General features: G+C 40.4%; 31 protein-coding genes. 26 read left to right on the forward strand and 5 right to left on the reverse strand.

Translation table 11 applies throughout. The features are described from left to right. Positions 1-139: 139 nt before the first annotated feature. Together ubiE and QOS06_RS08055 are read right to left on the reverse strand one after the other, a co-directional pair. Entirely contained in the window at positions 140-847 is a 708-nt protein-coding gene (gene ubiE / locus QOS06_RS08050) for a bifunctional demethylmenaquinone methyltransferase/2-methoxy-6-polyprenyl-1,4-benzoquinol methylase UbiE (protein ID WP_283595743.1), read from the reverse strand. 20 nt (positions 848-867) lie between these two features. Beyond that, positions 868-2,091 carry an MFS transporter gene (locus QOS06_RS08055; RefSeq protein WP_181462878.1) on the reverse strand — a complete coding sequence of 408 codons (1,224 nt, stop codon included), beginning with the start codon at positions 2,089-2,091 and terminating at the stop codon, positions 868-870. 130 nt (positions 2,092-2,221) lie between these two features. On the opposite strand from QOS06_RS08055, the gene QOS06_RS08060 reads away from it, so the two are divergent. The 10 genes from QOS06_RS08060 to QOS06_RS08105 all read left to right on the forward strand — a co-directional run bounded on the left by QOS06_RS08060 (position 2,222) and on the right by QOS06_RS08105 (position 10,299). Continuing rightward, positions 2,222-3,100, forward strand: a complete 879-nt coding sequence (locus QOS06_RS08060; RefSeq protein WP_283595744.1) for a metallophosphoesterase family protein — start codon at positions 2,222-2,224, stop codon at positions 3,098-3,100. Between the two features lie 145 nt (positions 3,101-3,245). Continuing rightward, complete coding sequence (gene rpsN, locus QOS06_RS08065) at positions 3,246-3,515, forward strand: 30S ribosomal protein S14 (protein ID WP_003667006.1); 270 nt, start codon at positions 3,246-3,248, stop codon at positions 3,513-3,515. A gap of 316 nt (positions 3,516-3,831) precedes the next feature. Beyond that, positions 3,832-4,269, forward strand: coding sequence for an IS200/IS605 family transposase (gene tnpA / locus QOS06_RS08070; protein WP_152715617.1), 438 nt, complete (start codon positions 3,832-3,834; stop codon positions 4,267-4,269). Further along, on the forward strand, positions 4,266-5,426 hold the full coding sequence (locus tag QOS06_RS08075) for an RNA-guided endonuclease TnpB family protein (protein WP_086118402.1): 1,161 nt from the start codon (positions 4,266-4,268) through the stop codon (positions 5,424-5,426). The genes tnpA and QOS06_RS08075 overlap by 4 nt, the downstream gene beginning before the upstream one ends. Positions 5,427-5,643: 217 nt before the next feature. Next, positions 5,644-6,105: a hypothetical protein gene (locus QOS06_RS08080; protein ID WP_098035609.1), complete on the forward strand. Its 462-nt coding sequence runs from the start codon at positions 5,644-5,646 to the stop codon at positions 6,103-6,105. After that, on the forward strand, positions 6,105-6,410 hold the full coding sequence (locus QOS06_RS08085; RefSeq protein ID WP_225430665.1) for a hypothetical protein: 306 nt from the start codon (positions 6,105-6,107) through the stop codon (positions 6,408-6,410). Before QOS06_RS08080 ends, QOS06_RS08085 begins: the two co-directional genes overlap by 1 nt. Continuing rightward, positions 6,400-7,062, forward strand: coding sequence for a serine dehydratase beta chain (locus tag QOS06_RS08090; RefSeq protein ID WP_098035608.1), 663 nt, complete (start codon positions 6,400-6,402; stop codon positions 7,060-7,062). The genes QOS06_RS08085 and QOS06_RS08090 overlap by 11 nt, the downstream gene beginning before the upstream one ends. Positions 7,063-7,073: 11 nt before the next feature. Then, positions 7,074-7,955, forward strand: a complete 882-nt coding sequence (gene sdaAA / locus QOS06_RS08095; protein ID WP_283595746.1) for an L-serine ammonia-lyase, iron-sulfur-dependent, subunit alpha — start codon at positions 7,074-7,076, stop codon at positions 7,953-7,955. A gap of 99 nt (positions 7,956-8,054) precedes the next feature. Beyond that, entirely contained in the window at positions 8,055-8,618 is a 564-nt protein-coding gene (gene ahpC, locus QOS06_RS08100; protein WP_003671585.1) for an alkyl hydroperoxide reductase subunit C, read from the forward strand. Positions 8,619-8,631: 13 nt separating this feature from the next. Next, positions 8,632-10,299, forward strand: coding sequence for an FAD-dependent oxidoreductase (locus QOS06_RS08105; protein ID WP_228342186.1), 1,668 nt, complete (start codon positions 8,632-8,634; stop codon positions 10,297-10,299). Positions 10,300-10,384: 85 nt separating this feature from the next. Here the strand turns inward: QOS06_RS08105 and QOS06_RS08110 are convergent, their stop codons facing one another. Continuing rightward, entirely contained in the window at positions 10,385-11,788 is a 1,404-nt protein-coding gene (locus QOS06_RS08110) for a C69 family dipeptidase (protein WP_283595748.1), read from the reverse strand. A gap of 138 nt (positions 11,789-11,926) precedes the next feature. On the opposite strand from QOS06_RS08110, the gene QOS06_RS08115 reads away from it, so the two are divergent. The 4 genes from QOS06_RS08115 to QOS06_RS08130 all read left to right on the forward strand — a co-directional run bounded on the left by QOS06_RS08115 (position 11,927) and on the right by QOS06_RS08130 (position 16,217). Beyond that, entirely contained in the window at positions 11,927-13,756 is a 1,830-nt protein-coding gene (locus tag QOS06_RS08115; protein ID WP_283595749.1) for a cation:proton antiporter family protein, read from the forward strand. Between the two features lie 79 nt (positions 13,757-13,835). Next, on the forward strand, positions 13,836-14,021 hold the full coding sequence (gene thmT, locus QOS06_RS08120; RefSeq protein ID WP_003663508.1) for a 2-hydroxymuconate tautomerase: 186 nt from the start codon (positions 13,836-13,838) through the stop codon (positions 14,019-14,021). Between the two features lie 134 nt (positions 14,022-14,155). Next, positions 14,156-15,658 carry a glycerol kinase GlpK gene (glpK, locus tag QOS06_RS08125; protein WP_181462871.1) on the forward strand — a complete coding sequence of 501 codons (1,503 nt, stop codon included), beginning with the start codon at positions 14,156-14,158 and terminating at the stop codon, positions 15,656-15,658. A 46-nt stretch (positions 15,659-15,704) separates the two neighbouring features. Further along, positions 15,705-16,217, forward strand: a complete 513-nt coding sequence (locus QOS06_RS08130; protein ID WP_324294750.1) for a hypothetical protein — start codon at positions 15,705-15,707, stop codon at positions 16,215-16,217. A gap of 91 nt (positions 16,218-16,308) precedes the next feature. On the opposite strand, the gene QOS06_RS08135 is transcribed toward QOS06_RS08130, so the two are convergent. Further along, positions 16,309-16,545 (reverse strand): hypothetical protein, encoded by a 237-nt coding sequence (locus tag QOS06_RS08135; RefSeq protein WP_086118374.1) that lies wholly within the window; start codon positions 16,543-16,545, stop codon positions 16,309-16,311. A gap of 9 nt (positions 16,546-16,554) precedes the next feature. Beyond that, positions 16,555-16,761 (reverse strand): helix-turn-helix domain-containing protein, encoded by a 207-nt coding sequence (locus tag QOS06_RS08140; RefSeq protein ID WP_224758160.1) that lies wholly within the window; start codon positions 16,759-16,761, stop codon positions 16,555-16,557. A 509-nt stretch (positions 16,762-17,270) separates the two neighbouring features. On the opposite strand from QOS06_RS08140, the gene QOS06_RS08145 reads away from it, so the two are divergent. The 12 genes from QOS06_RS08145 to QOS06_RS08200 are packed head-to-tail and all read left to right on the forward strand — an operon-like array spanning position 17,271 to position 26,955. After that, positions 17,271-18,272, forward strand: coding sequence for an LCP family protein (locus QOS06_RS08145; protein ID WP_283595751.1), 1,002 nt, complete (start codon positions 17,271-17,273; stop codon positions 18,270-18,272). A gap of 19 nt (positions 18,273-18,291) precedes the next feature. Further along, positions 18,292-19,167: a YveK family protein gene (locus tag QOS06_RS08150; protein ID WP_283595752.1), complete on the forward strand. Its 876-nt coding sequence runs from the start codon at positions 18,292-18,294 to the stop codon at positions 19,165-19,167. 12 nt (positions 19,168-19,179) lie between these two features. After that, entirely contained in the window at positions 19,180-19,926 is a 747-nt protein-coding gene (locus QOS06_RS08155; RefSeq protein ID WP_283595755.1) for a CpsD/CapB family tyrosine-protein kinase, read from the forward strand. A 15-nt stretch (positions 19,927-19,941) separates the two neighbouring features. Continuing rightward, positions 19,942-20,601, forward strand: coding sequence for a sugar transferase (locus tag QOS06_RS08160; RefSeq protein WP_283595756.1), 660 nt, complete (start codon positions 19,942-19,944; stop codon positions 20,599-20,601). Between the two features lie 18 nt (positions 20,602-20,619). Beyond that, the gene (gene rfbA / locus QOS06_RS08165; RefSeq protein WP_283595757.1) at positions 20,620-21,492 is read left to right on the forward strand and encodes a glucose-1-phosphate thymidylyltransferase RfbA; all 873 of its coding nucleotides are present in this window, start codon (positions 20,620-20,622) and stop codon (positions 21,490-21,492) included. Between the two features lie 13 nt (positions 21,493-21,505). After that, positions 21,506-22,087 carry a dTDP-4-dehydrorhamnose 3,5-epimerase gene (gene rfbC / locus QOS06_RS08170; protein WP_003664372.1) on the forward strand — a complete coding sequence of 194 codons (582 nt, stop codon included), beginning with the start codon at positions 21,506-21,508 and terminating at the stop codon, positions 22,085-22,087. Positions 22,088-22,098: 11 nt separating this feature from the next. After that, complete coding sequence (rfbB, locus tag QOS06_RS08175) at positions 22,099-23,139, forward strand: dTDP-glucose 4,6-dehydratase (RefSeq protein ID WP_283595758.1); 1,041 nt, start codon at positions 22,099-22,101, stop codon at positions 23,137-23,139. 39 nt (positions 23,140-23,178) lie between these two features. After that, positions 23,179-24,099 (forward strand): glycosyltransferase, encoded by a 921-nt coding sequence (locus QOS06_RS08180; protein ID WP_283595759.1) that lies wholly within the window; start codon positions 23,179-23,181, stop codon positions 24,097-24,099. Position 24,100: 1 nt separating this feature from the next. Further along, complete coding sequence (gene pssD / locus QOS06_RS08185; protein ID WP_283595761.1) at positions 24,101-24,550, forward strand: PssD/Cps14F family polysaccharide biosynthesis glycosyltransferase; 450 nt, start codon at positions 24,101-24,103, stop codon at positions 24,548-24,550. A gap of 12 nt (positions 24,551-24,562) precedes the next feature. Continuing rightward, the gene (locus QOS06_RS08190; RefSeq protein WP_283595763.1) at positions 24,563-25,063 is read left to right on the forward strand and encodes a glycosyltransferase; all 501 of its coding nucleotides are present in this window, start codon (positions 24,563-24,565) and stop codon (positions 25,061-25,063) included. Positions 25,064-25,084: 21 nt separating this feature from the next. Then, positions 25,085-26,242 carry a hypothetical protein gene (locus QOS06_RS08195; RefSeq protein ID WP_283595765.1) on the forward strand — a complete coding sequence of 386 codons (1,158 nt, stop codon included), beginning with the start codon at positions 25,085-25,087 and terminating at the stop codon, positions 26,240-26,242. Continuing rightward, on the forward strand, positions 26,230-26,955 hold the full coding sequence (locus QOS06_RS08200) for a glycosyltransferase (RefSeq protein ID WP_283595766.1): 726 nt from the start codon (positions 26,230-26,232) through the stop codon (positions 26,953-26,955). Before QOS06_RS08195 ends, QOS06_RS08200 begins: the two co-directional genes overlap by 13 nt. Position 26,956 lies beyond the last annotated feature (1 nt).

Consider the following 26,956-nt stretch of genomic DNA (forward strand, 5'->3'; position numbering starts at 1 on the left):
AAAACTGGAACAACTCGGACTTATGAATATGTCCAAGACGCTCCAGTCAATTCAATGTGATTAAGTTGTCGAACCGCTGTATACGGAACCGTACGTACGGTGGTGTGAGAGGTCGATAATCGAACTAATCAATTATCTCCTACTCGATTTTATCGCCAAAATGTAATGCAGCTGCGCCAAAGTTCAATGGTTGGTAATGGACTTCCTTAAATCCGACTGCCTTCATCATCCGCGCCAGTTGGTGGGCGGAGACAAATTGTTGGCTGGTTTTCTTTAAATATTGATAATCGCGGTAATGTCCACCAGCTAATGAAGCCATCAATGGAAAGGCCGTAAAGTAAGCTTTCCAGCCGACTTTAATAATTGGATTGGTCGGCTGCGACATTTCCAAGCTAACGAATTGCCCACCTGGCTTGAGGACCCGGTAAATCTCGCTGAGCGCCTTATCTGCATCTGGAACATTTCGTAAGCCAAAGCCGATGGTGACGATATCAAAGCTATTGTCATCAAACGGCAACGCCATGGCATCCCCTTGTACTAAGAAGAGGTTGCCAATCATCTTTGTCTTTTCTTTAGCGATTTCCAACATTTCTTTATTAAAATCAAGCCCGGTTACTCGTCCAGCAGAGATCTGCTTAGCCAGGGCAATTGTGAGGTCTCCCGTTCCACAGCAAACATCTAAGGCGTTATCGGTAGGCTTAATTTGAAGCTGGTTAAAAAGTTCGTGTCGCCATATTTTCTGCGTTCCTAGACTAATCACATTGTTTAATAAGTCATAGCGGGGGGCAACCCGGGAAAATAAGTTATTTACTTCGTGTTCATTTAATAATTTATTTGTTTGAACCATGATTTTCTCTTTTCTTTAAGTTATTCTGTAAGTTGCTTCTTTGGTCTAACCAACATCACCAAGATAAAGTTAAGCAGGAGAGTCAAACCAGTAATGACAAAGACCATTTCATAACTAGAAATTCCCGAAATGAATGACCCAAGAATTGACCCTAACACCGCACCCGCAGCCTGGAAAGATTGATTGTAACTAAAGATCCGGCCGAATGCTTCGGTTGGGACGTCAAGGGTTAAGACCGTTTGGGTAGCAGGCATTAACGCCGCGTTTGCTAACCCAAGCAAGAAGCGCCAAAATGCCAAGGCCCATGGAGACTTAGTAATGCTCATGGGGATAAAGAGGATAAAGGCCGTGAGAATCCCAATCTGTAATACTTTTTCTGGTCCAATCCGGTCCATCGTGTGACCAACCTTTGAAGCGGCAAGCAATGTTCCTAGTCCTGGAGTAGCAGCAACAATCCCAGCGACAAAGGCAATATTGCCGTGGCCGCCCATCAATTGCCGAACATACAAACTGATAATTGGGTCAATTGACATGGTAGAAGAAGTAACAATCATTGTGGTTAAGAACATAACGAAGATCAATGGTGGATTATCCAGATTATGAATTATCTCTTTCATTGGCTTCATCGCTTCTTTTTTAATCGGGGTAAAATGTTCTACCGTCAATAACCACGTACTGAGAAAGACACAAAACATTAGTGCTCCGGTGATGAAAAATGGGATTCGGTACCCAAACAATCCTGATAGGAAACCACCAAGCAAAGGACCAACCAAATTGCCGGCCACCCCCGCAGTAGTCATCGCTGACATTACCCAGCCTGATTTATTATGCGGTGTTTCGCCAGCCATTAAAGCAGTAGCGTTATTAATGTAGCCGGAAAAGACTCCTTGAAGGAACCGCATGCCAATAATCATCCAGACACTTTGGGCAAATCCAATTGCACAGATTGTACAAGCCATTACTCCCGATGCACGCATACACATCAGTTTTCGTCCTTTGCGATCAGCCAGACTGCCCCAAAACGGTGAAACAATGGCTTGACTAATGAAGGTCACCCCAAATGCTAGTCCGGAGTAAATGTTGAGCTGAAAACGCGTAAAGTTTCCTAATTCTGCAATAAAAAGTGAGATAAACGGCATCGTCATCGAGTAGCCCATCCCGGTGATGAACGCGCCGAGCCAGAGGGTGTAAAAAGTTCGGTGCCAACCGTGAGGAAATTTTCCTCTTGCGACTTCCGAATCCATTTTGATTATCATCTCCTAAAATGATTTGTTCATAAAAGTATATTGTAACAAAATAATTTGTAATGTGGGAAATCATTCTGAAAATACAAATTAATTTAGCATTCCTTTTCGAAAATTTGCTAATATATTAATGAAGATAAGAAAGGGGAAATCATCTGTGAAAAAGAGGATCGCAGTCTTTTCAGATACGCACGGAAATCTAACAGCGTTGCAGGCAATGTATCGCGATAGCATAGCGCAACATGTTGATGAATATTGGTTTATTGGTGATTTACTGATGCCAGGCCCAAGTGTAAAATCAATTTGGGAGATTTTGCAAGAAATGAAGCCAACAGTAATTGTACGAGGAAACTGGGATGACCTAGTTGTTCGTGGCGCTCGCGGGATGATGGATATGGAGCGTCCTTCCCACATTTACTTTGCACGGTTAGCCCAGTATGTTGCGGAACATGCCCCTGACGGAATGGTTGATGAAATTGCAAGTTGGCCGATGCACGTGACGAAACGCGTGGGCCCCCTTAACTTTGGTATCTCCCATAACCTGCCGTGGCTTAATATGGGCCAAGTCCTTTTTCCTACGCAAGCTAGTGAAAATTTTGATAAGTTGTTTAACGTCGCTGGCGAACCAGTTGATATTGCCATTTATGCCCATGTTCACCATGACCTTTTGCGGTATGGGAGTGATGAACGCATGGTTTTAAATCCCGGAGCAGTCGGCGAGCCATTCAACCACTGGCAACCTCTCCAGCGTGATTTGCGGGCCCACTATCTAATTTTGGAAGTAGACGATATTGGTTTAGCTGAAACTAGCTTCCGTCATATTGGATATAGTCGCGATCAGGAAAAACAAATTGCCGATAAGAGTGATTTGCCATACCGTGACCTTTACAAGAAGATGATGGTGACGGGACGGGCTTATACCCATGATGATGAACTTTTAACTGAATATAATAATCAATACAATTATGCTGACGAATACCGTAAATACGCGAAAAAATTAAATGGTTAAGAAAAGTCAAAAAGTAATGCAAAATCCTTGTATTTTTTGTAAGTATCAGCGATAATATTAAAATGAAAAGAGTTCGCAGATGTTTTAATTTTAAATAGTAATTGTATAGTAGATAAAGTTTTTAATATAAAAGGAGAACTACTTAATGGCAAAAAAGTCAAAGATTGCTAAATTACATCACCAAGAAGCTTTAGTAAAGAAATACGCTGAAAAGCGCAAAGAATTAAAGGCGAAGGGCGACTACATCGGTTTATCCAAACTTCCTCGTAACTCTAGTGCGGTTCGTCTTCACAACCGTGATCGTTACGATGGCCGACCACATGCTTACATGCGTAAGTTTGGAATGTCACGGATTAAGTTCCGTGAACTAGCACACAAGGGTCAAATCCCTGGTGTTCGTAAGGCTAGTTGGTAATAAGGAGTGAGTGGGAATTAACCTTCTCGACAAGGCGGTGGGCTAAGGATAGAACGGTGATTAGCACGGCACGGGCTGATTATCGTTCGGACTTAGACTTGAGCCTTGTGGTTACGACGCGAAGCTAGTTCCACGATATCTTAAATAATGTTCGTATAGATTAAAGAGGCTGTTGAAAAAACAAAGTTTTTTCTCAGCCTCCTTTTTGAAAAGGGGCAAGGAAACACGTTCTTTTAAGAACGTGATGAATTGCCCCCCCTTTTTTTACGCCCGACGGGCGTATATGGGAAACGTGAATTATGGTATAATCGTTGGTATGAAAGATACAAACAGACTTACATATGGCCGAACATCGGTCTACAACCTTAATTACCACATTATTTGGGGAACCAAATACCAAAACAAAGTCCTTACCGGTCGGGTCGAGATCGCCTTCAAACGGATTATCCATGAGATCGCCGCTAAATATGGCTTTGAAATTGCCCACATGGAAATTGGGAAGGACGACCATGTGCACTTGTTAGTGAGTGCACCACCCAAATTATCGGTGACGAATATTGTTCGTTGGCTGAAAGGCGGTACTGCCTATCAGCTATTTCGGGAATGTCCGGAATTACAGCGAAGCTATTGGAAAAAGGAGGGCCGTCACTTGTGGTCGCCCAGTTACTATGTTGAAAGTATTGGGGCCGTTAATGAACAAGCCGTTGCCAAGTACATTGATGATCAACAGAAAAAGGAGGTGGAACTAGAATGAACAAGGTCATTAAAGGGATCAAACTTCGCTTGTACCCTAACCAATCCCAACGGGATCAGTTATGGCAAATGTTTGGTAATGACCGCTTCGTTTGGAACCAAATGCTCAGTATGGCTAAGGAGCGTTACCAAAACAATCCCAGTAGCCACTTCGTCAATGAGTATGGTATGAACTACCTCTTGAAACAGCTCAAGCGTGAATATCCCTTTCTCAAGGAAAGTGATTCCACCAGTTTCCTAGTGGTGAACCATAATCTTACCGAGGCCTTTAAACGATTGTTTAAGCACCAAGGTGGCTATCCCCGCTTTAAGAGCCGCCATGTGGCCTATCAGGCCTACACTGGCCGATCAACGTGCAAGGTACTTGCCAAGCGGCGATTACAATTACCAAAACTCGGAAGTATACGCACGAGTAAAACGACTCTTATTGGTGAGGCCAAAATTAAGCGTTATACGGTCAGTTATGACCCGACGGGTCGTTACTACCTCTCCCTGCAAGTTGAAACAACCGTTGAACGGTTACCGAAAACGGGGCAAATGGTCGGGCTTGACGTAGGCCTGGCCGACCTTGCGATTAGTTCTGATGGTGTCAAGTACGGTACCTTCAACGCTAAATTGTTAGAACATCAAGTAACGAAGTGGCAAAGTAAATTCAGCAAGCGGCGCCACCGGGCAACCGTTGCCGTTCGCCAATGGAATCACAACCACCAAGATACCAAGTTAGCACTCAATGATTATCAGAACTGGCAACGCGCCCGACTTGTTAAAGCCCATTATCAACAACGAATTGCCAACAAGCGCAAGGATTACCTCCACAAGCTAACGACGGCTCTAGTTAAGCAGTACGACGTGATTGTTATTGAGGATTTGAAAGCCAAGAATCTCCAAAAGAATCACCACTTAGCGAAGTCGATCGCTAACGCTAGTTGGTATCAGTTCCGGACGATGCTGGAATACAAGTGTGCTTGGTATGGCAAACAACTAGTCTTGGTGAAACCAAACTATACCAGTCAAATCTGTTCGCATTGTGGCTTTAACAGTGGCAAGAAGCCACTTGAAGTTCGCGAATGGACTTGTCCAAAGTGTGGCGTTCACCACGACCGAGATGTTAATGCGGCAGTTAACATCTTGCAAAAAGGATTAAAAGCCGTTGGCTAGGAACTAGCCTTGGTAAAAGAACGGAGTTCTGTAAGTTAGGTAGCAAGAATACTTGTGTAACATCCTAAATACTACTTCGTGTTCCCAGAAGCTCGGTCATTTATGGCCGAGTAGTTCACCGATAATCTTCTAAAAAATTGACATTTTAGCTTCGTTCGCGATCAATAACTGCTATACTAAGAATAGTAGACGAGTAAAGTCGGGCGGTGGAAATCTAATGAACGAAAAAGTAGTTTTTGATCAACTAAGTAAAGATGTAGCTGATCAAGTACGTGTAAGGCAAACATATAAATACTTTAATGGGACTGATCGTTCTAAGGGTCTTTATGATGAAGCCATTAGAATGGGGGAGGATGTCCTTCAAGAGCATAAAGAGGGATATAATGAACCACAAGCAATGGTCGACCTTGTTGATCAAGCGATTTATAATTCGCGAAAAGCATTAAATGGTCAGCAAACGGATAAGCATTCGTTGAAGATGCAGTTATCACGAGCAGGTCAGTTCTTACGGAGCCAGGAGTTTGCTGGTTTACCTATTAAGACACAACAATACTGGGAACGTGAGATTACGGCAGCCCATAATATTGAAGTGGCTTCAAATACTGATCAAGCCTTAGCCAATAAGACAGCTATTAAGGTGGCAACAATGTTTGATACAATGGAACGCGGCCACAATTAATGAAAGAAGCTGCTCAGCAACGGGCAGCACGGGCTAAAAAGGCAATGGCAGCCCGAAAAGAGGCTGAAAAAGAGCGGCAAAAGCGGGAATTCTCGCCAAGCAAAAAGCACTTGCTGAAAAGGCTGCCAAAGAAGATCGAAAAGCAGAAAAGAAACCGAAGAAAAAATCTGGTGGTCATCGCGGCTTCTGGTCATTTCTTGACTTTCATAAAAAGAAAAAGTAATTATAATGAAGAGGTTGAGAAAAACATGATTTTTCTTTCAACCTCTATTTTATTTTTAAGGGAACAACAACATGAAAAATAACTATAAAAGTGTTTTTGACATTATTGGACCAGTAATGATTGGTCCTTCTAGTTCGCATACTGCAGGGGCGGTCAAGATTGGTCGAGTCGCAAATAAACTTTTTGGCACGGTTCCACCTAAAGTAACCGTTCACTATTATGGATCTTTTGCTCGGACGCATCGTGGTCATGGAACAGACTATGCAATTGCGGCGGGATTGCTAGGATTTGCGCCAGACGATTCACGAGTTCCATCGGCGCCAATGATTGCTCGCCAAGGAGGAATGGACCTTCGCTTTGTTGAAGAAGAGGGTGAAAGCCCGATTCACCATCCTAACACAGCCATCCTTCAAATGACTGGTGATAAGACGAGGGTAACGGTTGCTGGTTGTTCGATCGGTGGCGGGATAATTGAAATTAGGGCTATTAACCTTGATGGTGTTGATATTTTACCAGCGGGTCCCTTACCAATTGTTATCTTTCGCGATTATAGTAAACAGATGGCCAATGCACTGGCGATCAATACTGATTTGGAAGAAAAAGCACCATTTACCCGGCGACAAGTATTACGGGCAGATGATTGTGATATTTATGTTTACGATATTAAAAAACCGATGCAGCCAGCGACGATTGCTTATTTTGAAAAGAAGTACCCGGCTGCAATTTGTCTTTAGGAGAAAGAGCGATGTATCAAAGTGTTAAAGATTTAGTGCGAACTGCAGAAATTCAGCAAAAAGCATTGTCCGAACTAGTGATTGAGGCAGAATGTCATGAATCTGGTAGCAATCGAAAAGAAGTTTGGCAACGGATGCGATCAAACTTACTGACGATGCGAGCCGCAATTAAACAAGGTGAAAATGAGCTGGGAGTTCGGTCAAAAACTGGTTTAACTGGAGGCGAAGCGATTAAGCTGAAAAAATATCGTGCAAAAGGAAAGACCCTCTCTGGTGATGTTATGATGGCTGCCGTGGAAAATGCGATCGCAACTAACGAGGTTAACGCAGCAATGGGAGTCATCTGCGCAACCCCGACTGCCGGTTCATCCGGGACTCTTCCTGGCGCTCTTTTTATGTTAGAACAACGATTAGGCCTTAGTGAAGATCAGATGATTCGCTTCTTATTTACTGCTGGTGGGTTGGGCTTAATTATTGCCAATCATGCGGGAATTGCTGGCGCGACAGGCGGCTGCCAAGAAGAAGTTGGTTCAGCATCGGCAATGGCTGCCGCGGCGGCTGTTGAAGCAGCGGGTGGTAGTCCAGAACAAAGCAGTCAAGCATTGGCAATTGCTCTTAGTAACTTGTTAGGCTTGGTATGTGACCCGATTGCCGGTTTGGTAGAAATCCCTTGTGTTAAAAGAAATGCGATTGGAGCTGGGAACGCGTTAATTGCAGCTGATATGGCACTCGCTGGTTGTACGAGTATGATTCCGGCCGATGAATGTATTTCTGCTCTTGATAAGGTTGGCCGGTCAATGTCAGTTGATTTACGGGAAACAGGCCTCGGTGGACTGGCTGGAACCCCAACTGGACAGGTGATTAAGACGAAAATCTTCGGCAAGGAAATTTGATCTTTTTGGAATTATTCTAAAATTACTTGCAAATTAGCATAAAAAGATTATACTAAGAGTTGCAGTTAAGAATGATTCTAATTTAAGGAGAGGATATACATGAACTTTGTAGGACATGAAATTGAAGATTTTAAGGTAAATGCTTATCATGACGGTGAAACAACCGAAGTATCCAAGAAGGATGTTTTAGGTAAGTGGAGTATTTTCTTCTTCTACCCAGCTGACTTCTCATTTGTTTGTCCAACTGAATTGGAAGCTTTGCAAGATAAGCACGAAGACTTCAAGAAAGCAAACGCTGAGATTTACTCTGTTTCTGAGGATACCGAATTTGTCCACAAGGCATGGGCTCAGGCTTCTGACAAGATTGGCAAGATCAAATATCCAATGCTTGCTGACCCAGCTGGTAAGTTAGCCCGGATGTTCGATGTTCTTGACGAAGACGCTGGTCAAGCATACCGGGGAGTCTTCATTGTTGATCCTGATGGTATTATCCAATCCTACACAATTAATAACATGGGAATTGGTCGGAGTGCTGATGAGATCTTACGGACACTCCAAGCTGCTCAATTTGTTCGTGAACATGGTGACCGGGTCTGCCCAGCGAACTGGAAGCCAGGCCAAGATTCAATTAAGCCAAGTCTTGATCTAGTTGGTAAGCTTTAATTTGGTGAGCTAAATGGCAGAACAACATTTATATGATTTAATCATCGTTGGTGCTGGACCAGCGGGATTATCTGCTGGTTTATATGCTGGACGCGCAACCTTGGATACGTTGATTTTAGAAGGAGATACTGTCGGCGGTCAGGTAACAACGACCTCGGTGGTTTATAATTATCCAGCTGTCGAAAAAGTCGACGGTACTCAATTGATGAACCAGATGCAAAGCCAGGTCGCTAGCTTTGGGGTTGAAATTCAACATGATGCGGTTGAAAAGTTTGATCTTACTGGTGAAGTTAAGACATTGATTGGCAAGAGTGGTCAAAAATATACTGCCCGAAGCGTAATTATTGCGACTGGTGCTAACCCTAAAAAAGTTGGTTTTCCCGGTGAAAATGAATTCCGTGGACGGGGAATTGCTTATTGCTCAACTTGTGATGGCGAACTTTTTACCGGTCTTCAAGTCTTTGTCGTTGGTGGCGGATATGCGGCCGCTGAAGAAGCTGACTATTTGAGCCGCTTTGCCAAGCACGTTACTGTTTTAGTTCGTGGCGATCATTTTACATGTCCTGTATTGACTGCTAAGCGTGCCTTGGATAATCCTAAAGTTAGTGTGGAATACAATACTGAGGTAAAGGAAGTTAGTGGGGATGATTACCTTACTACTGCTACCTTGGTTAATAATAAGACTGGCGAAGAGACGGTTTACCATGTCGATGATGGTGACCAGACATTTGGGATGTTCATTTATATTGGTACGCAACCAGCAACGAAAGCATTAGCTAATATCCTTGATTTGGATGATCGGGGCTATATCATGACGGATGAAAATGGTAAGACAAACATCGATGGCGTTTACGCTGCTGGGGATGTTATCCATAAAAATCTTCGCCAGATCGTGACAGCTGCATCCGATGGGGCGGTTGCTTCTACTGCTGCAGAACGATACATTATTTTGCAAAAGGAAAAGCAAGGTATCCCGATTCATGCAGAAACTAATAAAAAGCCTGCTAAGACCGTGGGACAGACAAGCGAACTTAGTCAACAAGAAAACACCACGCCGCATGAAGGAAACTGGCTGCCAGCTGAGATTGACCAACAGTTACAACCAATCTTTGCCCGTTTGACTAAGGATATTAAACTCCAAGTGTTAACCAATGGGACAGAGCTTAGCAATCAGTTAGTTAGCTTTGTTGAAGAATTTGCTTCACTTGATAAGCACCTGCAGATGGAGACTAAACCGGCGCCAGCGGACGTAAAGTACTTACCACAATTGCGCTTGCTTGATGCGGATGGTAATGATACTGGCTTACATTATGCGGGGATTCCAACTGGTCACGAATTAAACTCCTTAGTTCTAGGTGTCTACAACGTTGCCGGTCCTGGACAAACAATTGCACCAGAAATGGTAGAACGAATTAAGAAACTTGCGCCGACTAAGATTCGGATTGGCGTTTCCTTAACTTGTCATTTCTGTCCTGATGTTGTTGCGGCTTGTCAACGGATGGCTTCTCTGAATGTGGGAATTACTGCCACAATGATTGACTTGCAGCATTTCCCAGAATTACGAAAAGAAAAGAAGATTATGAGTGTTCCAGCGACGATGATTGATGATGACCCAGTTATTTTTGGAAGTCAATCATTGGAAGAACTAGTTACGGCAGTTGAAAAACATCATCAAAATTAAGATAAACGAGGATTTGAAGAAGTAAAACTACAAAAAGCAGCCCCTAAGCTGGAAATTCCAACTTAGGAGCTGTTTCTTTTTTGTCTTACAGATTCTCATCCGTATTAAAGTTTAATTCACAATAATCAGTCATCTTGGTAATCAATTCAAGGCTTAACTTCTTATAAGCATTCAAAGTATCGGTCGCATAGTCGTCACTTTGCCGCGTTAAGAAGGTTGCTCGTGCTTCTCCTTTGAGGCTTGGGAGGCGACGATCAGTTTCCGCAATCATCTTAATGGCCGCGGCGTTTCGTTCCTTCTGAACATCCCGTAATAATGGAAGAAAATCGTGTAGGTGGCTGTCAACTAGCACACTGGCATGCTTGAAAATCCAGTAAGCAGAGTTGAGCTGAGCCGGTAGCTTCCCACGCTTGTACGGGGCTGGCGTATCGGTAATGCCGTTGAAGAATGGCACATAGGTACTTTCGGCAGCGACTCCCATTGCTAACCAGTGAATATTAGCGCCCGGTCGGTTCATCTGTAAAATATGTGACTCTTGGGTCTTTGCTAAACTAATTGGCCGGTACTTATGAGCGTGCTCACCGTGACCAAGGGGATCGAATTCGGTTCCCTCATAGTGGTTGCTGAGATAGTTCTGGGCATCAAAAATCGATAACTTATGGTCCGGCTTCATGATAAATGGCAGTTCGGTTGATTCTGGTGTCTCTTCCGTTGCTTGCCGGGGACTAAACATTTGGTGACCAACCCATACCCGCGGTTCAGAGTAAATCGCATCTGACCGGTCAGCTGTCCCGAAGATTTTACGGAAATTGAAAGTAGCTGGATCAGGGTTTAAGTCATGCTTCTCAACAAATTCTTGAATTCCGGGATGGAACATGAAATTATTCGTATCATTAAAGTCAATTTCTTGAATTGCCAGTTGGTTGGCGACCACCGCGTATGAATCATCCGGAATCCGTTGCGCAACCCAGTAGTGACCTGCTCCGGTTTCGAAGTACCATGCTTCATCATTATCGGCGAAAAGTACCCCGTTTGTTTCGCCGGTTCCGTACTTCGCGATCAAGTTACCAAGGCGTTGGACTCCTTCACGTGCCGTCTTAACATATGGTAGCACCACGGTGATCATCGCTTCTTCATTTAACCCATTTTCAACTAGCGGATCATAGCCCAAGACGAGGGGATTAGAATAAGCACTTTCAGTCGCACTCATTGCCACATCATATTCATTAATCCCATCTTCTTCAAACAGCCCGTCTTTATCTGTCCATTCAGGAGTAGCCGTATACCGAGCGCTTTCTTCTGGCAAGTCAAGCTCTAAACGGGTATCCTTAGAGATGAAGTGACTGGGCATTTCGCCACGCTGGTGAACAACCATGTGCTTGGGCCAGGCAGCCTTAGCATCTTCATTTCGACCGATCATGATCGTGCCGTCGATACTAGCATCCTTTCCAATTAATATACTTGTACATGCAGTTAATTTATTCCCCATAGATAATAAATTCTCCTTTTGTGTAATATATTAATTGTACCGCGAACCACGATTTAAGTCGATTTAGTTAGAATATTTTAATTTCAAGTTAAGAAGTATATAATATTGCTGTATAAAATAGGAAGGGAGAAAGAAAATATGCAACAATTATCACTGTTAATCGTTATGTTAGCGGCGTTAATTATTCCTATTATTATGGCGCGGTTTAAAGTTTCTTCAATTCCGACCGCCATTGCTGAAATTATTACGGGGATTATTCTGGGAAAAAGTTTCTTAAATATCGTTAACCCCAACTGGACCCTCAATATGATGTCGTCGATGGGGGTTATTATGTTAATGTTTTTGTCTGGGATGGAGATCAATTTTGACCTGTTCCGCAAAACGCCCGGGAAAAAGCGTGATAGTAAGTCGCCGGTAATTATGGCTTCACAGGCATTTGGCCTCATTGTTATTTCTTCATTTGTGATTGCCTTAATTATTAGCAGTTTGCACTTATTTAGCGATATTTTGTTAGCAACAATTATTTTTTCAACCGTCGCCCTCGGAGTTGTTATCGCGACGTTAAAGGAAAAGGATATTTTACAAAAGCCAGTGGGGCAGACCCTACTACTGACGGCGGTCTTAGGGGAAGTGGTCCCGATGCTTGCATTGACCTTCTATGCATCCATTAATGGGGGCAATGCCAAACGCTTGGGCTTAATTGTCTTCCTTTTCTTGGCAGCTTTTTTCCTCTTGCGGCGGTTTAAGCAACCGTTTATTTGGTTTAATAAAATTTCCAAATCAACCACTCAACTTGATATTCGGTTAGCTTTCTTCTTGATCTTTGCCTTAGTAACAATCGCCGAAACGGTGGGAGCAGAAAATATCCTGGGAGCCTTCCTAGCCGGGATGGTCATGAAACTGCTTGAGCCTAGTGAAGCAACTGAAGACCGGTTAAACTCAATTGGTTATGGTTTCCTGATTCCGTTCTTCTTTATCATGACGGGTGACCGCCTTGACTTGAAGAATTTATTTGCTAACCACCAAGCACTCGCCCTGATTCCGATTTTGGTCATCGGCTTTTTACTTGCTAAATTGCCAACCATGTTTATTTATCGGCGGCGTTTTAAGCCCCGTAATTCATTTGCCGGCAGCTTTTTAGTAGCGACAACGATTACCTTGGTATTACCAACCTTGGAAGTTGCGCGGAATTTGCATGCAATTACTGGTGCGCAATCGGATGCCTTTACATTGGCCGCCGTAATTATCTGTATCATTGCGCCAATCGTCTTCAATTCAATGTATAAGCTTGAAAAATCTGATTTGATCAAGCAAAGGGTTAATTTTATCGGAACCAACACCTTAACTGTTCCGATTTCCCAACAATTATATAAGAACTGGTATGACGTGCGGATGGTGACGGACAATGAAAATAACTTCAAGACCTATAATAGTCAGGTGAAGCATTTAGAGTATCTCCCGACTCTTGACGCGGAGGCCCTGGAGCAGGGAGGCTACTTTGATTGTGATATTGTTGTTGTTGGGTTCTTAAATGATCATAAGTCAGCACGTTTAGCTCAGATCGCCAAAGAACATGGAGTAAAACGGGTTATTGCCAGTCAAAATAATCCGCGGCTAGACCCAAAAGATGTCAGCGCGCTTCGTGAAAAAGGGATTGAAATCTTTAATAGTTTCAATGTTCAAAGCAGTGTCCTGCGTGCCTTGATTGAATCACCATTGATCTTGCGGATGTTAACCGATACCGAAGCCGGACTATATGAAGCAACCGTTCTTAATTCACGTTATACTGGACGTGAACTGCATACATTGCCATTTGTTAATGATATTACGATTAGTCGGATTTTCCGGAAGCGCAAGCCAATTGATCCGCATGGTGATACGATTATCGAGTATGGTGATCATATCCTCTTTACGGGGGACCGGAAAGCAGCCGAAGAGGTTCGTGAAACCTTGCGCGGCGTTAATTAAAATATTTTTCGTTAATGTAATTGCCGTAAAAGCGCTATTATGGTAAGATTTTAAATGAATTTAGAAGGAGGCACGGATTATGCCATTAGTTCATATTGACTTGATTGAAGGCCGGACCGATGAGCAGTTAAAGGCTCTCGTAAAGGATGTTACAGCAGCAATTTCAAAGGATGCCAACGTTCCTGCCGAACGGGTGCATATCGTGTTGAATGAGATGCGCAAAGACCGCTATAGTGTAGCTGGTAAGATGGTCAGCGACAAGTAACAACAAGAGAGTCATCGGGGGAGGCAGTTCAGTCTTTGCACGGTGGCTTTTTTGTATGATCTAAAATCCATCAAGTTTCTTCCCATTATATAGGTAGAAACTGCTCGCAATTAGCAGCGAAAGGATGAATATAATTGAGTGAACAACAATATATCATGGCGATTGACCAGGGAACGACGAGCTCACGGGCGATTATCTTTGACCATGACGGAAATAAGGTTGCGATCAGCCAACAAGAATTTCCTCAATACTTCCCGCAGCCAGGGTGGGTTGAACATGATCCCCTGGAGATTTGGGATAGCGTTCAGTCGGTGATTTCAAACGTAATGATTAAGTCCCAGATCAAGCCCTATAAGATTGCGGCGATTGGGATTACTAACCAACGGGAAACGACGGTTATTTGGGATCGCCATACCGGTAAGCCGATTTATAACGCAATTGTCTGGCAATCAAAGCAAACGAGCGATATTGCCGAACAATTGATTAAAGATGGTTATAAGGATATGATCCACAAGAAGACTGGCTTAGTGATTGATTCATATTTTGCGGCCACCAAGATCAAGTGGATTCTTGACCATGTCCCTGGTGCCCGAGAAAAAGCGGCGAAGGGTGACTTAATGTTCGGGACCATCGATACTTGGCTACTATGGAAATTATCAGGACGGCGGGTCCACGCAACGGATGTGACTAACGCTAGCCGGACGATGCTTTTTAATATCCATACTCTCGAGTGGGATCAAGATATCCTTGATTTGCTTGAGATTCCGCAGTCGCTTCTGCCAGTAGTAAAGCCAAGTTCAGCAATCTACGGTTATACCGGTGATTACCACTTCTATGGTGTCCAGATTCCAATTGCCGGGATTGCTGGTGATCAACAGGCGGCTCTCTTTGGTCAAGCAGCCTATGATAAAGGTTCAATCAAGAACACCTATGGGACTGGAGCCTTCATCGTCATGAATACGGGACTAAAACCCACGCTTTCGGATAACGGCTTGTTGACGACGATTGCGTACGGCCTGGACGGACAAACTCATTACGCGCTTGAAGGGAGTATCTTTGTGGCCGGTTCTGCCGTTCAATGGTTGCGGGATGGCCTTAAGATGTTTAATAAGGCAAGCGAGTCCGAACAAATGGCTGTCGATGCCAAGACAACAGGCGGCGTTTATGTTGTCCCCGCCTTTACGGGATTGGGCGCACCGTACTGGGATCAGGAAGTGCGGGGCGCAATGTTTGGTCTTACCCGGGGAACTGAGCGGGGACATATCATTCGCGCGACCTTGGAAGCAATCGCCTACCAGACCAAAGATGTTGTCGATACGATGGTTAAGGATACCCAGTTACCATTAACAGCACTGACGGTTAATGGGGGAGCATCACGGAACAACTTTATGATGCAGTTCCAGGCCGATATTTTACAAACGCCAATTAAGCGGGCAGCAATGGAAGAAACAACCGCCCTGGGAGCAGCCTTCCTCGCTGGATTGGCCGTTGATTTCTGGGAAGACCAGGATGAGTTACGAAAGCTATCACGGATTGGCGACCAGTTTGATCCGCAGATGGATCCACAAGAGGCAACTGACTTGTATCGGGGATGGCAACGGGCCATTGCAGCTGCGCAGTTTTATGGGAAAGATTAACTAAAAAACCACCGATCACCATTCAACAAACTAATGTAAAAGGAAAATGAGAGAAATGAAAATGAAAACACCGGTTCAGATGACTGATGATTTGGCACGCTTTATTAAGGAAACCCGGGAAGACGCGGCTTATCCTCATGAATCACTCTATGTTGATTTGTTAGAACAGTGGAAAGTTTTAAGTCGTTATCAGTTAGCATACGCTGATAAGGAAAGTAAACGCCTTTATAATGCCTACTGGAACTCCATGGCACGGTGGTATGAGGTTTTTAATAACGAACGGAACCACTTATTAGAGCCAACTGCTGTGCCAAGCGATGAGTTAATGGACTTCTATGCTGGTTTGATTGAAGACCTCATGGATCACGTCCTTAGTCTGGTACCACCAATGCCCCATTCGACGATTATTAAATTAACTGACTTCCGGGTTTTGTTGAGTAACGAGTTACAAAAGATCACCCAACTCGACCTCGGAATTCAGGGCCCCATCGACTTTGCGATGATCATGGATTATTGGAAGATGTTGGGTGAAAGTTTTGATCGGGAAAAGATCAAGTAAGTGAATAAAAAACAGGCCTGTGACGTGTACCCCCAGAGTTGATTTCCAACTCTGGGGGTACACGTCACTGGAGCAATCCAGACCTGTTTTTTTAGTTAATCCAATCTTTTAAATACTCAATCAATACCCTCGCGTCTTCTTTTGTTAATGCAAAAGTATTATCATGGCTGATATTATCAAAATCAATATTTGACACCAGCATTTGCAGCTCAGGCTCGTCAGCGTTCTGATAAATACTAAGCTCATTAACGCACTCATCATCACGATCTTCGCCATCATATTTAATATGGAGCCACTTAGCTTGATGGTCGATTTCATGTTTTTCCACATTCTCACCTCAAAACTCTCCTTTCATTTTAGCACGAAGCTGGTGGGCACGGGTAATTACTCTGCGCCGCCATTGCGAAACGGCTGCTCGGCTGACACTGTACTCATCTGCAATCTGCCGGTCACTCAAGTGGTGGTTGAGTTTGGCAATCAAATATCGTTGTTGAACGCGGGGACAGTGGTGGTAGAGATAGTTAAGAAAGTCGCTATTTTCCAGGTGAGCAAATGGATGACTCCGCTAACCGAGTTTCCACGCAGATTGTTGAATCCGAAAAAGATGCTAGTATGTCAGAGCTGATAAAGTATAATGAGAAGCTTAATGAATATATGTAACGAACGGTGAGTGCCTAAGGAAAGTTTCCTGGGCGCTTTTTGTTAGGCAAAATTTTCAAATTTGAATTTGTAACTAAAATGAAATAAACAGGTGATTAGCGATCAGAATTCGTTATTTACCCGTTAAGAAACCGATATAATCATAAAGAAAACAATAACGAATTTTATAATTTGACGAAAATGTGAAAAAGTTATGAAATTCATCCTTGACTATTGATGTTACATTCTTAATAATGTATTAAGTAATTATAAATTTGATTGACTGACAACTGATATTAAAAAAGTTCACAACTCGTTATTTACAATTGTTAGTGTAGGTTTCCAGTAATGTAACTTGTTGCACTAGTGGATTTTTTTAATTACGGCGTTAGTCAAAAATGGGAGAAATTTTTTATGTCAGACGAAAATAATCGACCCTTGAATAATAATGATGATGGTATGCAACAACCAGAACATCACCATCACCACCACAGACATCATCGACGTCACCGGGGATGGAAGATCTTCTGGTCAGTTGTAGGGATATTAGTCCTCGTCGCCCTGTTCTTTGCGGGGATGGCATGGCACAACCTAAAATCAACGACCGATGATATGTATAGTAGCGCGGGTGCTACCAAGTCACGGGATGCGCAAAAGGTACTTGACCAAAAGAAACCGGTCTCGATCCTCCTGTTAGGAACTGATACCGGGGCGCTTGGTCGGGACTATAAGGGCCGAACGGATACGATCATGGTAATGACCTTGAATCCAAAGACGAAGACCACTACGATTGTTAGTCTTCCCCGGGATATGAAGGTTAACTTACCTGGCTATCCGCAATATTCACCAGCAAAGATCAATGCTGCTTATACCTATGGGGGAGTCAAGGAATCGATTAATACGATTCAAGATCACTTCAATATCCCAATTGACTACTATGTGTTAGTTAACATGGGTGGTTTGGAAAGGGCAATCAACCAAGTCGGTGGAGTTGATGTCAAGTCACCATTGACGTTTGATTATGAAGGCTATCACTTTGAAAAGGGTGAGACCTACCATATGAACGGAAAAAAAGCCCTTCAATTCAGTCGAATGCGATACGACGATCCTGATGGCGATTATGGCCGACAACAACGGCAACGGTTAGTAATTATGGACTTGCTTAAGAAGTCCGTTTCATATAAGACAGTCCTTAACCGATCATTCTTACGGTCAGTATCTGATAATTCACAAACTGATTTAACCTTCAATGATATGATGCGGTTAGCGCAAAGTTATCGTGATACAAACGAACACATCGTTCAAGATCATGCGCAAGGACGAGGCCAAAATGAAGATGGTCAAGCCTTTGAGGTGGTGCCGACGAGTGAGCAGCAACGGATCACCAACTTGTTACAAAATAGTCTAAAAAATTAATACATGAGGAGTAGAAGTCGTGAATAGTTCACAACAAACAGCGAATAATACAATTGATTTGCATCGGTTAATGATGCTCTGTCGTAAACATATTAAGATGTTAATTATCTGGACATTATTGGCCGGAATACTGGGGTATGTCGTCGCCCAGTTCGTCGTGGTACCAAAGTATACGGCGACGACCGAAATCTTAGTTAACCAAAAGCATGAAAATAACGATAATGGTCAGGCCTATAATAATCAGCAAGCGGATATCCAAATGATTAACACTTATAAGGATATTATTACTAACCAAGTGATTTTGAGTAAGGCAAGTAAGCAACTGAAAAATCCAGTTCGTGTTATCAAGCCGGCTCAACCGGCAGAATACCGTCGTAACGCGGATGGAACGCGCCGACTAATTAAAGAAGCCCAACCGGCAGTTGTTGAACGTGGTGGTAAGAGTTATAGTCTTTCAACCGATGAATTAAAAAAGGCCATTAGTGTTTCAACTCAGCAAAATTCGCAAGTGTTTTCACTTCAAGTTAAAACTGATGATCCGCAAGAATCGGCAGTGGTTGCTAATACCGTTGCTAATGTCTTTAAGCAACAAATAAAGAAGATCATGAGTGTTAACAATGTGACAATTGTTTCCCGGGCAAGCACACCAGATGAACCATCGTTCCCGAATAAGAAATTATTCGCCTTAGCTGGTGCTGTATTAGGCTTAATCCTTAGTTTCTTATATATCTTGATTGGAGACTTAATGGATACTAGTGTGCATGATGACGATTATCTTACTAATGAATTAGGATTAACTAATCTGGGTCATGTGAACCATATTGAGATGAGTCGGGACTTTAAAGTTAATAATCAAGAAAGTCGGCGCCAAAATAACGGTAATCGTCGGGTTTAAGGAGGAGAGAATATGTCATTATTTCATCGAACACAACAACAATCAACAGACACCATGGATAATGGGGCAAAATTGATTACCGTTGCTCATCCAAAGAGCCCAATTTCTGAACAGTTCCGGACGATTCGGACCAACATTAACTTTATGGCGATTGATAAGCCAATCAAGAGTTTGGCGCTGACTTCGGCCAATGTAAGTGAAGGGAAGTCTACCGTAACGGATAACGTTGCCGTAGTATGGGCACAAACAGGACAAAGAGTATTATTAATTGATTCAGATTTACGGCGACCAACCCTTCACGCTACTTTTAATAAGAGTAATCAGCACGGATTAACGACAATTTTAACTAGTGGCACTAATTCTGTTGATTTACGGGAAATTATTCAACCAAGTGGGGTTGATAACCTTGATATCTTAACAGCCGGTCCGATTCCACCCAATCCCGCGGAATTATTGAACTCACAACGGATGAAAACATTACTGGATACAGTTAAAGGCATTTACGACATGGTGATCGTGGATGTACCACCAATGTTAGAAGTTACTGATACGCAAATCCTGTCACGTCATCTGGATGCGGTTGTCTTAGTTGTAAAGCAGGGACAAACCCAAAAATTAGCGGTTAAACGGGCTGTTGAGCTTCTTAACTTAGCACAGGCTAATTTGCTAGGTTATGTAATGAATGATGTTAATGCCGATGGTGATGCAGCTTATGGCTATGGCTATGGCTATGGCTATGGAGAGGGAGCAGATAAATAGAAAAGATAATGGGGGATGAATTTGTTGGAAAGTAAAGCTATTTTACTTAACAAAGATAAAATAAAATCACGTTTTGTCTACCATGGTATAAAACGTATTTTTGATATTGTAGCAGCTACATGTGGAATAGTTCTTTTAAGCCCTCTAATGATAATTATTGCCGTTTTAATTAAGACTGAAGATCATGGACCTATTTTTTATAAACAAGTAAGGGTAGGAAAAAATGGTAAGACATTTAAAATGTATAAATTTCGTTCGATGTTTGTAAATGCCGATAAAATGTTAACTAAGCTAAAAGAACATAATGATGTTGAAGGTCCAATGTTTAAAATGAAAGATGATCCACGGATAACTAAAGTGGGGCATTTTATCCGTAAGCATAGTTTGGATGAATTGCCACAATTTCTAAACGTCTTGAGAGGAGACATGAGTTTAGTGGGTCCACGGCCACCACTGCCGTCGGAAGTGGAAGAATATAGTGAATATGATAAGCAACGTTTATTTGTGATACCTGGCTGTACTGGGTTATGGCAAGCAACAGAACGAAATGAAGTTGGCTTTAATGAAATGGTTCAATTAGATATCCAGTATATTCAACGTGCTAGTTTTATATTTGATTTATGGATCATTTGGAAAACAGTTGAAATAATAATTAGGCCAAATGGATCTTATTAAATGAAGGGGGAGTAAGGAATGACAAAAGGAATAATTTTAGCTGGAGGGTCAGGAACCCGTCTCTATCCCATCACACGTGGTATTTCAAAACAATTGATTCCTGTTTATGATAAGCCGATGATTTATTATCCACTATCGACTTTGATGCTGGCGGGAATTCGGGACATCTTGGTGATCTCGACACCGGAATATTTGCCACTATTTGAAGAATTATTGGGTGACGGGTCCAGCCTGGGCTTGAACTTCTCCTACAAGGTGCAAGATCAGCCAAATGGACTCGCCGAAGCTTTTATTCTCGGAGAAGATTTTATTGGTGACGATAGTGTTTGTTTGATTTTAGGAGACAATATCTATTATGGAGCCGGTCTGTCTGAATTGGTTCAATCAGCAGCAAAAAAAACTGATGGTGCCACGGTATTTGGCTACCATGTCAATGATCCAGAGCGTTTTGGCGTGGTCGACTTTGATGATCAAATGCATGCTTTATCTATTGAAGAAAAGCCGGCTCATCCCAAGAGTAATTATGCAGTGACTGGTCTTTACTTCTATGATAATCGAGTAGTTGATATTGCTAAAAATATTAAACCATCAGACCGTGGTGAACTTGAAATTACGGACGTTAATAAGGAATACCTGCGTCAAGGAAAACTTGATGTCAAGTTAATGGGTCGTGGGTATGCCTGGTTAGATACTGGCACCCATGATTCAATGCTCGAGGCAGCAAACTTCATTGCCACAATTGAAAAGCGGCAAAACTTAAAAGTGGCTTCCTTAGAAGAAATTTCTTATCGGATGGGTTACATTAATAAGGATCAATTAGTTGAACTTGCTCAACCATTAAAGAAGAATGACTATGGTCAATACCTATTACGGTTAGCACAACAGGACTAGGAGTGAACAGATAATGGGAAAATTAAACGTTCAAACAACAAAATTACAAGACGTCAAAATTATTACACCCGCCGTCTTTGGTGATCACCGGGGTTTCTTTGAAGAAACATACTCTGATCGTGACTTCAAGGCAGCTGGGATTGACTTTAACTTTATTCAAGATAACCAATCACTTTCAACGCAGGCGGGCGTTTTGCGCGGACTACACTTTCAACGGGGAAAGGCAGCGCAAACAAAGTTAATCCGAGTTGTTACCGGTGCCGTCCTTGATGTAATTGTTGATTTACGGAAGGGTTCACCAACATACAAGCAATGGGAAGGTTATATTTTATCAGCAAGTAATCACCGCCAACTTCTGGTTCCGCGGGGCTTTGCGCATGGCTTCTTGACTCTAACTGATAACGTTAACTTTGTTTACAAGTGCGATAACTATTACGATGCAGAAGCAGATGGGGGAATTTCCTTTAAGACGCCAGAATTAAACATTGACTGGCCAATTGAATTTGATAAGGCCATTACTTCTGAAAAGGATGCCGCACAACCAACCTTAACTGAATTTGAAAAAGACAACCCATTTGTTTATGGTGAAATTTAAGCGAGGTCGTTATGGAAACTTTTAAAAATATTATTGTTACCGGGGGAGCTGGTTTTATTGGCTCCAACTTTGTTTACTATGTTGTTAACCACCATCCGGAAGTTGAACACATTACAGTTTTAGATAAACTAACTTATGCTGGTAATCCTGCCAATCTTGATGGTTTACCAAAAGATAAGGTTGAACTTGTAGTCGGGGATATTTGTGATAAAGACTTAGTTGATAAGTTGGTAAGCAAAGCTGATGCCGTTGTGCATTACGCTGCTGAAAGTCACAATGATAATTCCTTGATTGATCCAACCCCGTTCATCCAAACTAATATTGTTGGGACTTCGGTTTTAATCAATGCTTGTCGTAAGTATGACGTTCGTTACCATCATATTTCGACGGATGAAGTATATGGCGATTTACCATTACGGGAAGACTTACCCGGTCATGGTGAAGGAAAAGGAGAAAAGTTTACTCCCGAATCACCGTACCGACCATCAAGTCCTTATTCTTCATCGAAGGCTAGCTCTGACTTATTAGTGCGGGCTTGGGTTCGCTCATTTGGCTTACGGGCGACGATTTCTAATTGTTCCAATAATTATGGTCCTTACCAACACATTGAAAAGTTCATTCCCCGTCAGATTACTAATATCTTGAGCGGTATTCGCCCTAAGCTTTACGGTTCAGGTAAGAATGTCCGCGACTGGATTCACACTAATGATCATTCACGGGCGGTTTGGGATATTTTGACCAAGGGGAAGATTGGTGAAACTTACCTGATCGGAGCCGATGGTGAAAAGAACAACAAGGAAGTTCTGGAAATGATCTTAGAGTTAATGGGCCAACCTAAAGATGCTTATGACCATGTTAAAGATCGTCCTGGACACGATTTACGTTATGCCATTGATGCCACGAAGCTCCGGACTGAACTCGGTTGGGAGCCCGAATTTACTGACTTCAAGACCGGTTTACAACACACGATTGATTGGTATACTGAACACCAAGATTGGTGGAAAGATGAAAAAGCCGCAGTTGAAGCAAAATATGCGAAAAACGGTCAATAAAGATCAAGTTATAAAACTCAGCATTTATGAGGTGGGATATTGAAAATCTCAATAGTTATTTCGGTTTTTAATGGTAGTGTCTTTCTTCAAGAACAACTTGATTCAATAAAGAATCAAACAAAAAAGGCTGATGAAGTAATTATATGTGATGATGTTTCTTCTGATAATAGTAGGACATTAATTAAAACATATATTAAAAAGAATTGTTTAGAAAAATCATGGAAACTAGTAGAAAATAAAAAAAATAAAGGATGGAGAAAAAATTTCTTTGATGGAATAAAAATGTGTAGTGGCGATTACATATTTACTTGTGATCAAGATGATATATGGATGCCCAATAAAATTGAGGTTATGTATAATATCATGACTAAGAATAACGTCATCGATGTTCTAGTATCTGATTATATTTCTTTTTCCAATTCATCCAATATGCACCCTAAAAATACAGTTAAATTGGCAGTCAAACAATTAAAAATTAATAAGCATTTTATGAAAGTTAAGAGACCTGGCTGCACATTTTGCTTCAAAAAAAATTTTTTTGATTCAATAGAGCGTTATTGGAATAAAGACTTTAATCATGATGCTTTTTTATGGAGATCGGCAATTATCAAAGGAACTCTCTATATATGTAATCAACAATTAATATATTGGAGGCAACATTCTAATAGTACTTTTGCAATTGAAAAAAATACGGTTAGAAATAGTAAAGCTATAAGACTTGAGTTATTAAAAAAATTAAATTGTGAATTAAGCACGTATCAAAGTTATGCTAGTAATGAGAAGTTTTTAAAGAGCTTAAACTACATAAACTATGCTCTCAAAAGGAATTCTTCTAGAATTAATTTAATTGAACAGCTTACTTTTTCTAATCTATTTAAAGAAGTTTATTTTTTACCTAGTTTTGATTACAAAAGAAGTTTTATTAGAGATATCCTAGTATCGTTAAAAGGAGAAAATTAAAATGAAAGTATGTTTAGTAGGGTCAAGTGGTGGTCATTTAGCCCATCTATATATGTTAAAACCGTTCTGGAATAATAAAGAAAGGTTTTGGGTTACTTTTAACAAGCAAGATGCAAATAGTTTGTTAAAGAATGAAAAAGTTTATAATTGTTATTTCCCAACTAATAGAAATTTTAAGAATCTTATAAAAAATACTATTTTAGCTTTTAAGGTTTTAAAAAAAGAAAAACCAGATTTAATTATTTCTTCTGGTGCTGCAGTTGCAGTTCCTTTTTTTTATATTGGTAAATTAATGGGAGCAAAACTTATCTATATAGAAGTTTTTGATAGAATAGACAAACCAACTTTAACTGGTAAATTAGTTTATCCAATAGCTGATAAGTTTATAGTGCAGTGGGAAGAAGCAAAAAAAGTTTATCCTAAAGCTATTAATTTTGGATCTATTTTTTAAGGAGACATAGCAATGATTTTTGTTACTGTTGGAACACATGAACAGCCATTTAATAGACTAATGAAAGAATTAGAGATTATAAAAGATAATTATAAGTTGAAGGATGAAATTATAATTCAGGGTGGTTATAGTACATACCATCCTCATAATTGTACCTTTTATAAATTCTTAGATTATGATCAGATGAATAGTTATATGGAAAAAGCAAGAATAGTTATTACGCACGGGGGACCAGCAACTATGATTATGTCTTTACAACATAAAAAAATTCCAATTGTTGTACCACGGCAGGTAAGGTTTGATGAACATATAAATAACCATCAAGTTGAATTTGCGTCGAAAATAAGTTCCACTATGCAAAATATATTATTAGTTTTGAACATAAAAGATCTTAAAAAAAACATTTTTGATTATAATAATTTAACTAAAAGCAAACAAGTTTCTAAAGAAGATAATAATAATTTGTTTAATAAAAAATTAGAACAACTAGTCAAAAAAATGGGACTTAGCTAGTTTTTCGAGAGGTTAGTGTACATGGTTAAACAACCAAATCAAAATTTATTTAATAAGTATATTTTCTTTATTGCATATATTCCGTGGTTAGTTTCTTGGATTTTTACATCTACTTATTTTAAGGATACTTTACATCCTTATTTTATTATATCTGTTTATAATTTACTTGGAATTCCAATTTTACTTATTGCTTTCATATGTAGAAGTAAATTGAATATAGTGAATATTATTGTAGGACTATTGGTATGTGGAATCGGATGGAGAATCTCATTTCATAATGACAATGCTTCTTTTGTTTTTTATACGTTAGTTCTATTATACCTTGCTGCAGACTTACAGTTTAAGCAACTAATTGAGTTAACATTTTACATACAGATAATTAGTCTTATATGTATAATTAGTAGTTCTTTAATAGGGATAATTCCTAACATAGTTGATTCAAGTTATGCTGGAGGTTTTTTTCGAGCTCGTTATTGTCTAGGCTTTACGTTTTCAACTTATGCGCCAAACTATTTTTTATCTTTAGTATTAGAATATTTGTTTTTAAAAAAGGGAAAGAAACTTTACTTTATAGAATTGTTAATAATTATTTTTATTGATATATTTATTTATTCATATACTAAAACTAGATTATCATTTTATATGACCCTAGGCGCATTAATCTTTTATTACCTTGCAAAAAAAATTCGACCCTCATTTTTTAAGAAAACTATTATTAGTTTTCTTATACATTATAGCTATATAATTGCATGTGTGTTAAGCTTTACGATCACATTAAAGTATGGTACAGGGGGAGATTGGTTAGAAAAACTTAACTTATTACTAAGTGAGCGATTACGTTTTGGAAAACTTGGATTAGAGCAATGGGGTATGAGTATGTTTGGAAAAAGTGTTACATGGCTTACTGATCCAACAACGTATAATTATATCGATTCATCTTATATTAATATTGCAGTTTGTTATGGTTGGGTATTATTGTTAATTATTGTGTTAACATTTTCTGCCATTTTAAAAAAGATTACAAATACTAACCAAGTGTTAGCATTTGTATTAGTTCTTTGGGCAATACGTGCCATGATTGATCCACAACTATTTCTATTATGGTTTAATCCATTTCTTTTTTTAATTGGGAAGCAACTTTTTGGAAATAATTTAGAGGGAGAATTATGTACTCAATAGTTTGCGTTTTTAATAATGAGGATTTACTAAATAAATGTTTAATTAAATCTATAAAATACCAAAAATTTACTGATTATGAATTAATATTAATTGATTCGAAGAGACATAACTTTCAATCTGCAAGTAGTGCTTTAAATTATGCTTTCGAGTTATGTACGGGCGATTATGTAATATTTGCTCATCAAGATCTTATTATAGAAGATAAGAATTTCTTACAAAAGCTTGATTTATCTTTGAAAAAAGAAGATTTTGGGATAGCAGGTGTAGCAGGGTTAAAGATAGGAGATAACGGAAAAGTTGAATTATTTTCTAATATTTTACATGGATTAGAAAAGCAAAAAATAAGTCCTTATGTAAAAAGAATAAATAAACTAACTAAAGTTTCTACTGTTGATGAATGCTTTTTTGTTGTAAAAAATAATGATATCAGATTTAGAAATATTGGAGAGACTTGGCATTTATATGCAACAGATTATGCTCTACAGATGGAAGCAATAAAAGAGAGTGTAGTTGTCCTACCATTACAATTATGGCATTATTCCAAAGGTAATTCTTTTAATATGAATTATTTTGATGCAATATATTCATTATGTAAGAAAACTAAGGACAAGAAGTTTATAACTACTTTTTGGGGTAAATGGCCAACCAATATTGTCTTATTAAAAATAAAAATTTTATATAGAAAGTTAAGATATCGTATAGCTAGGAGATAAA

It is taken from the genome of Limosilactobacillus sp. DJ3M12 (genome assembly GCF_947381695.1).
Lineage (GTDB): Bacteria > Bacillota > Bacilli > Lactobacillales > Lactobacillaceae > Limosilactobacillus > Limosilactobacillus kinnaridis.

Excerpts from the sequence above, each read along its gene's own strand:
- QOS06_RS08090 (WP_098035608.1), top strand. The coding sequence starts at position 6,400 with ATGAAAAATAACTATAAAAGTGTTTTTGACATTATTGGACCAGTAATG.
- QOS06_RS08195 (WP_283595765.1), top strand. The coding sequence starts at position 25,085 with ATGGTTAAACAACCAAATCAAAATTTATTTAATAAGTATATTTTCTTT.
- QOS06_RS08085 (WP_225430665.1), top strand. The coding sequence starts at position 6,105 with ATGAAAGAAGCTGCTCAGCAACGGGCAGCACGGGCTAAAAAGGCAATG.
- QOS06_RS08115 (WP_283595749.1), top strand. The coding sequence starts at position 11,927 with ATGCAACAATTATCACTGTTAATCGTTATGTTAGCGGCGTTAATTATT.
- sdaAA (WP_283595746.1), top strand. The coding sequence starts at position 7,074 with ATGTATCAAAGTGTTAAAGATTTAGTGCGAACTGCAGAAATTCAGCAA.
- ahpC (WP_003671585.1), top strand. The coding sequence starts at position 8,055 with ATGAACTTTGTAGGACATGAAATTGAAGATTTTAAGGTAAATGCTTAT.
- QOS06_RS08190 (WP_283595763.1), top strand. The coding sequence starts at position 24,563 with ATGATTTTTGTTACTGTTGGAACACATGAACAGCCATTTAATAGACTA.
- rfbC (WP_003664372.1), top strand. The coding sequence starts at position 21,506 with ATGGGAAAATTAAACGTTCAAACAACAAAATTACAAGACGTCAAAATT.
- QOS06_RS08055 (WP_181462878.1), bottom strand. The coding sequence starts at position 2,091 with ATGGATTCGGAAGTCGCAAGAGGAAAATTTCCTCACGGTTGGCACCGA.
- rfbA (WP_283595757.1), top strand. The coding sequence starts at position 20,620 with ATGACAAAAGGAATAATTTTAGCTGGAGGGTCAGGAACCCGTCTCTAT.
- QOS06_RS08075 (WP_086118402.1), top strand. The coding sequence starts at position 4,266 with ATGAACAAGGTCATTAAAGGGATCAAACTTCGCTTGTACCCTAACCAA.
- QOS06_RS08080 (WP_098035609.1), top strand. The coding sequence starts at position 5,644 with ATGAACGAAAAAGTAGTTTTTGATCAACTAAGTAAAGATGTAGCTGAT.
- QOS06_RS08105 (WP_228342186.1), top strand. The coding sequence starts at position 8,632 with ATGGCAGAACAACATTTATATGATTTAATCATCGTTGGTGCTGGACCA.
- QOS06_RS08200 (WP_283595766.1), top strand. The coding sequence starts at position 26,230 with ATGTACTCAATAGTTTGCGTTTTTAATAATGAGGATTTACTAAATAAA.
- rpsN (WP_003667006.1), top strand. The coding sequence starts at position 3,246 with ATGGCAAAAAAGTCAAAGATTGCTAAATTACATCACCAAGAAGCTTTA.
- QOS06_RS08145 (WP_283595751.1), top strand. The coding sequence starts at position 17,271 with ATGTCAGACGAAAATAATCGACCCTTGAATAATAATGATGATGGTATG.
- QOS06_RS08155 (WP_283595755.1), top strand. The coding sequence starts at position 19,180 with ATGTCATTATTTCATCGAACACAACAACAATCAACAGACACCATGGAT.
- thmT (WP_003663508.1), top strand. The coding sequence starts at position 13,836 with ATGCCATTAGTTCATATTGACTTGATTGAAGGCCGGACCGATGAGCAG.
- QOS06_RS08130 (WP_324294750.1), top strand. The coding sequence starts at position 15,705 with ATGAGAGAAATGAAAATGAAAACACCGGTTCAGATGACTGATGATTTG.
- ubiE (WP_283595743.1), bottom strand. The coding sequence starts at position 847 with ATGGTTCAAACAAATAAATTATTAAATGAACACGAAGTAAATAACTTA.
- QOS06_RS08110 (WP_283595748.1), bottom strand. The coding sequence starts at position 11,788 with ATGGGGAATAAATTAACTGCATGTACAAGTATATTAATTGGAAAGGAT.
- QOS06_RS08160 (WP_283595756.1), top strand. The coding sequence starts at position 19,942 with ATGAATTTGTTGGAAAGTAAAGCTATTTTACTTAACAAAGATAAAATA.
- pssD (WP_283595761.1), top strand. The coding sequence starts at position 24,101 with ATGAAAGTATGTTTAGTAGGGTCAAGTGGTGGTCATTTAGCCCATCTA.
- QOS06_RS08060 (WP_283595744.1), top strand. The coding sequence starts at position 2,222 with ATGAAGATAAGAAAGGGGAAATCATCTGTGAAAAAGAGGATCGCAGTC.
- rfbB (WP_283595758.1), top strand. The coding sequence starts at position 22,099 with ATGGAAACTTTTAAAAATATTATTGTTACCGGGGGAGCTGGTTTTATT.
- tnpA (WP_152715617.1), top strand. The coding sequence starts at position 3,832 with ATGAAAGATACAAACAGACTTACATATGGCCGAACATCGGTCTACAAC.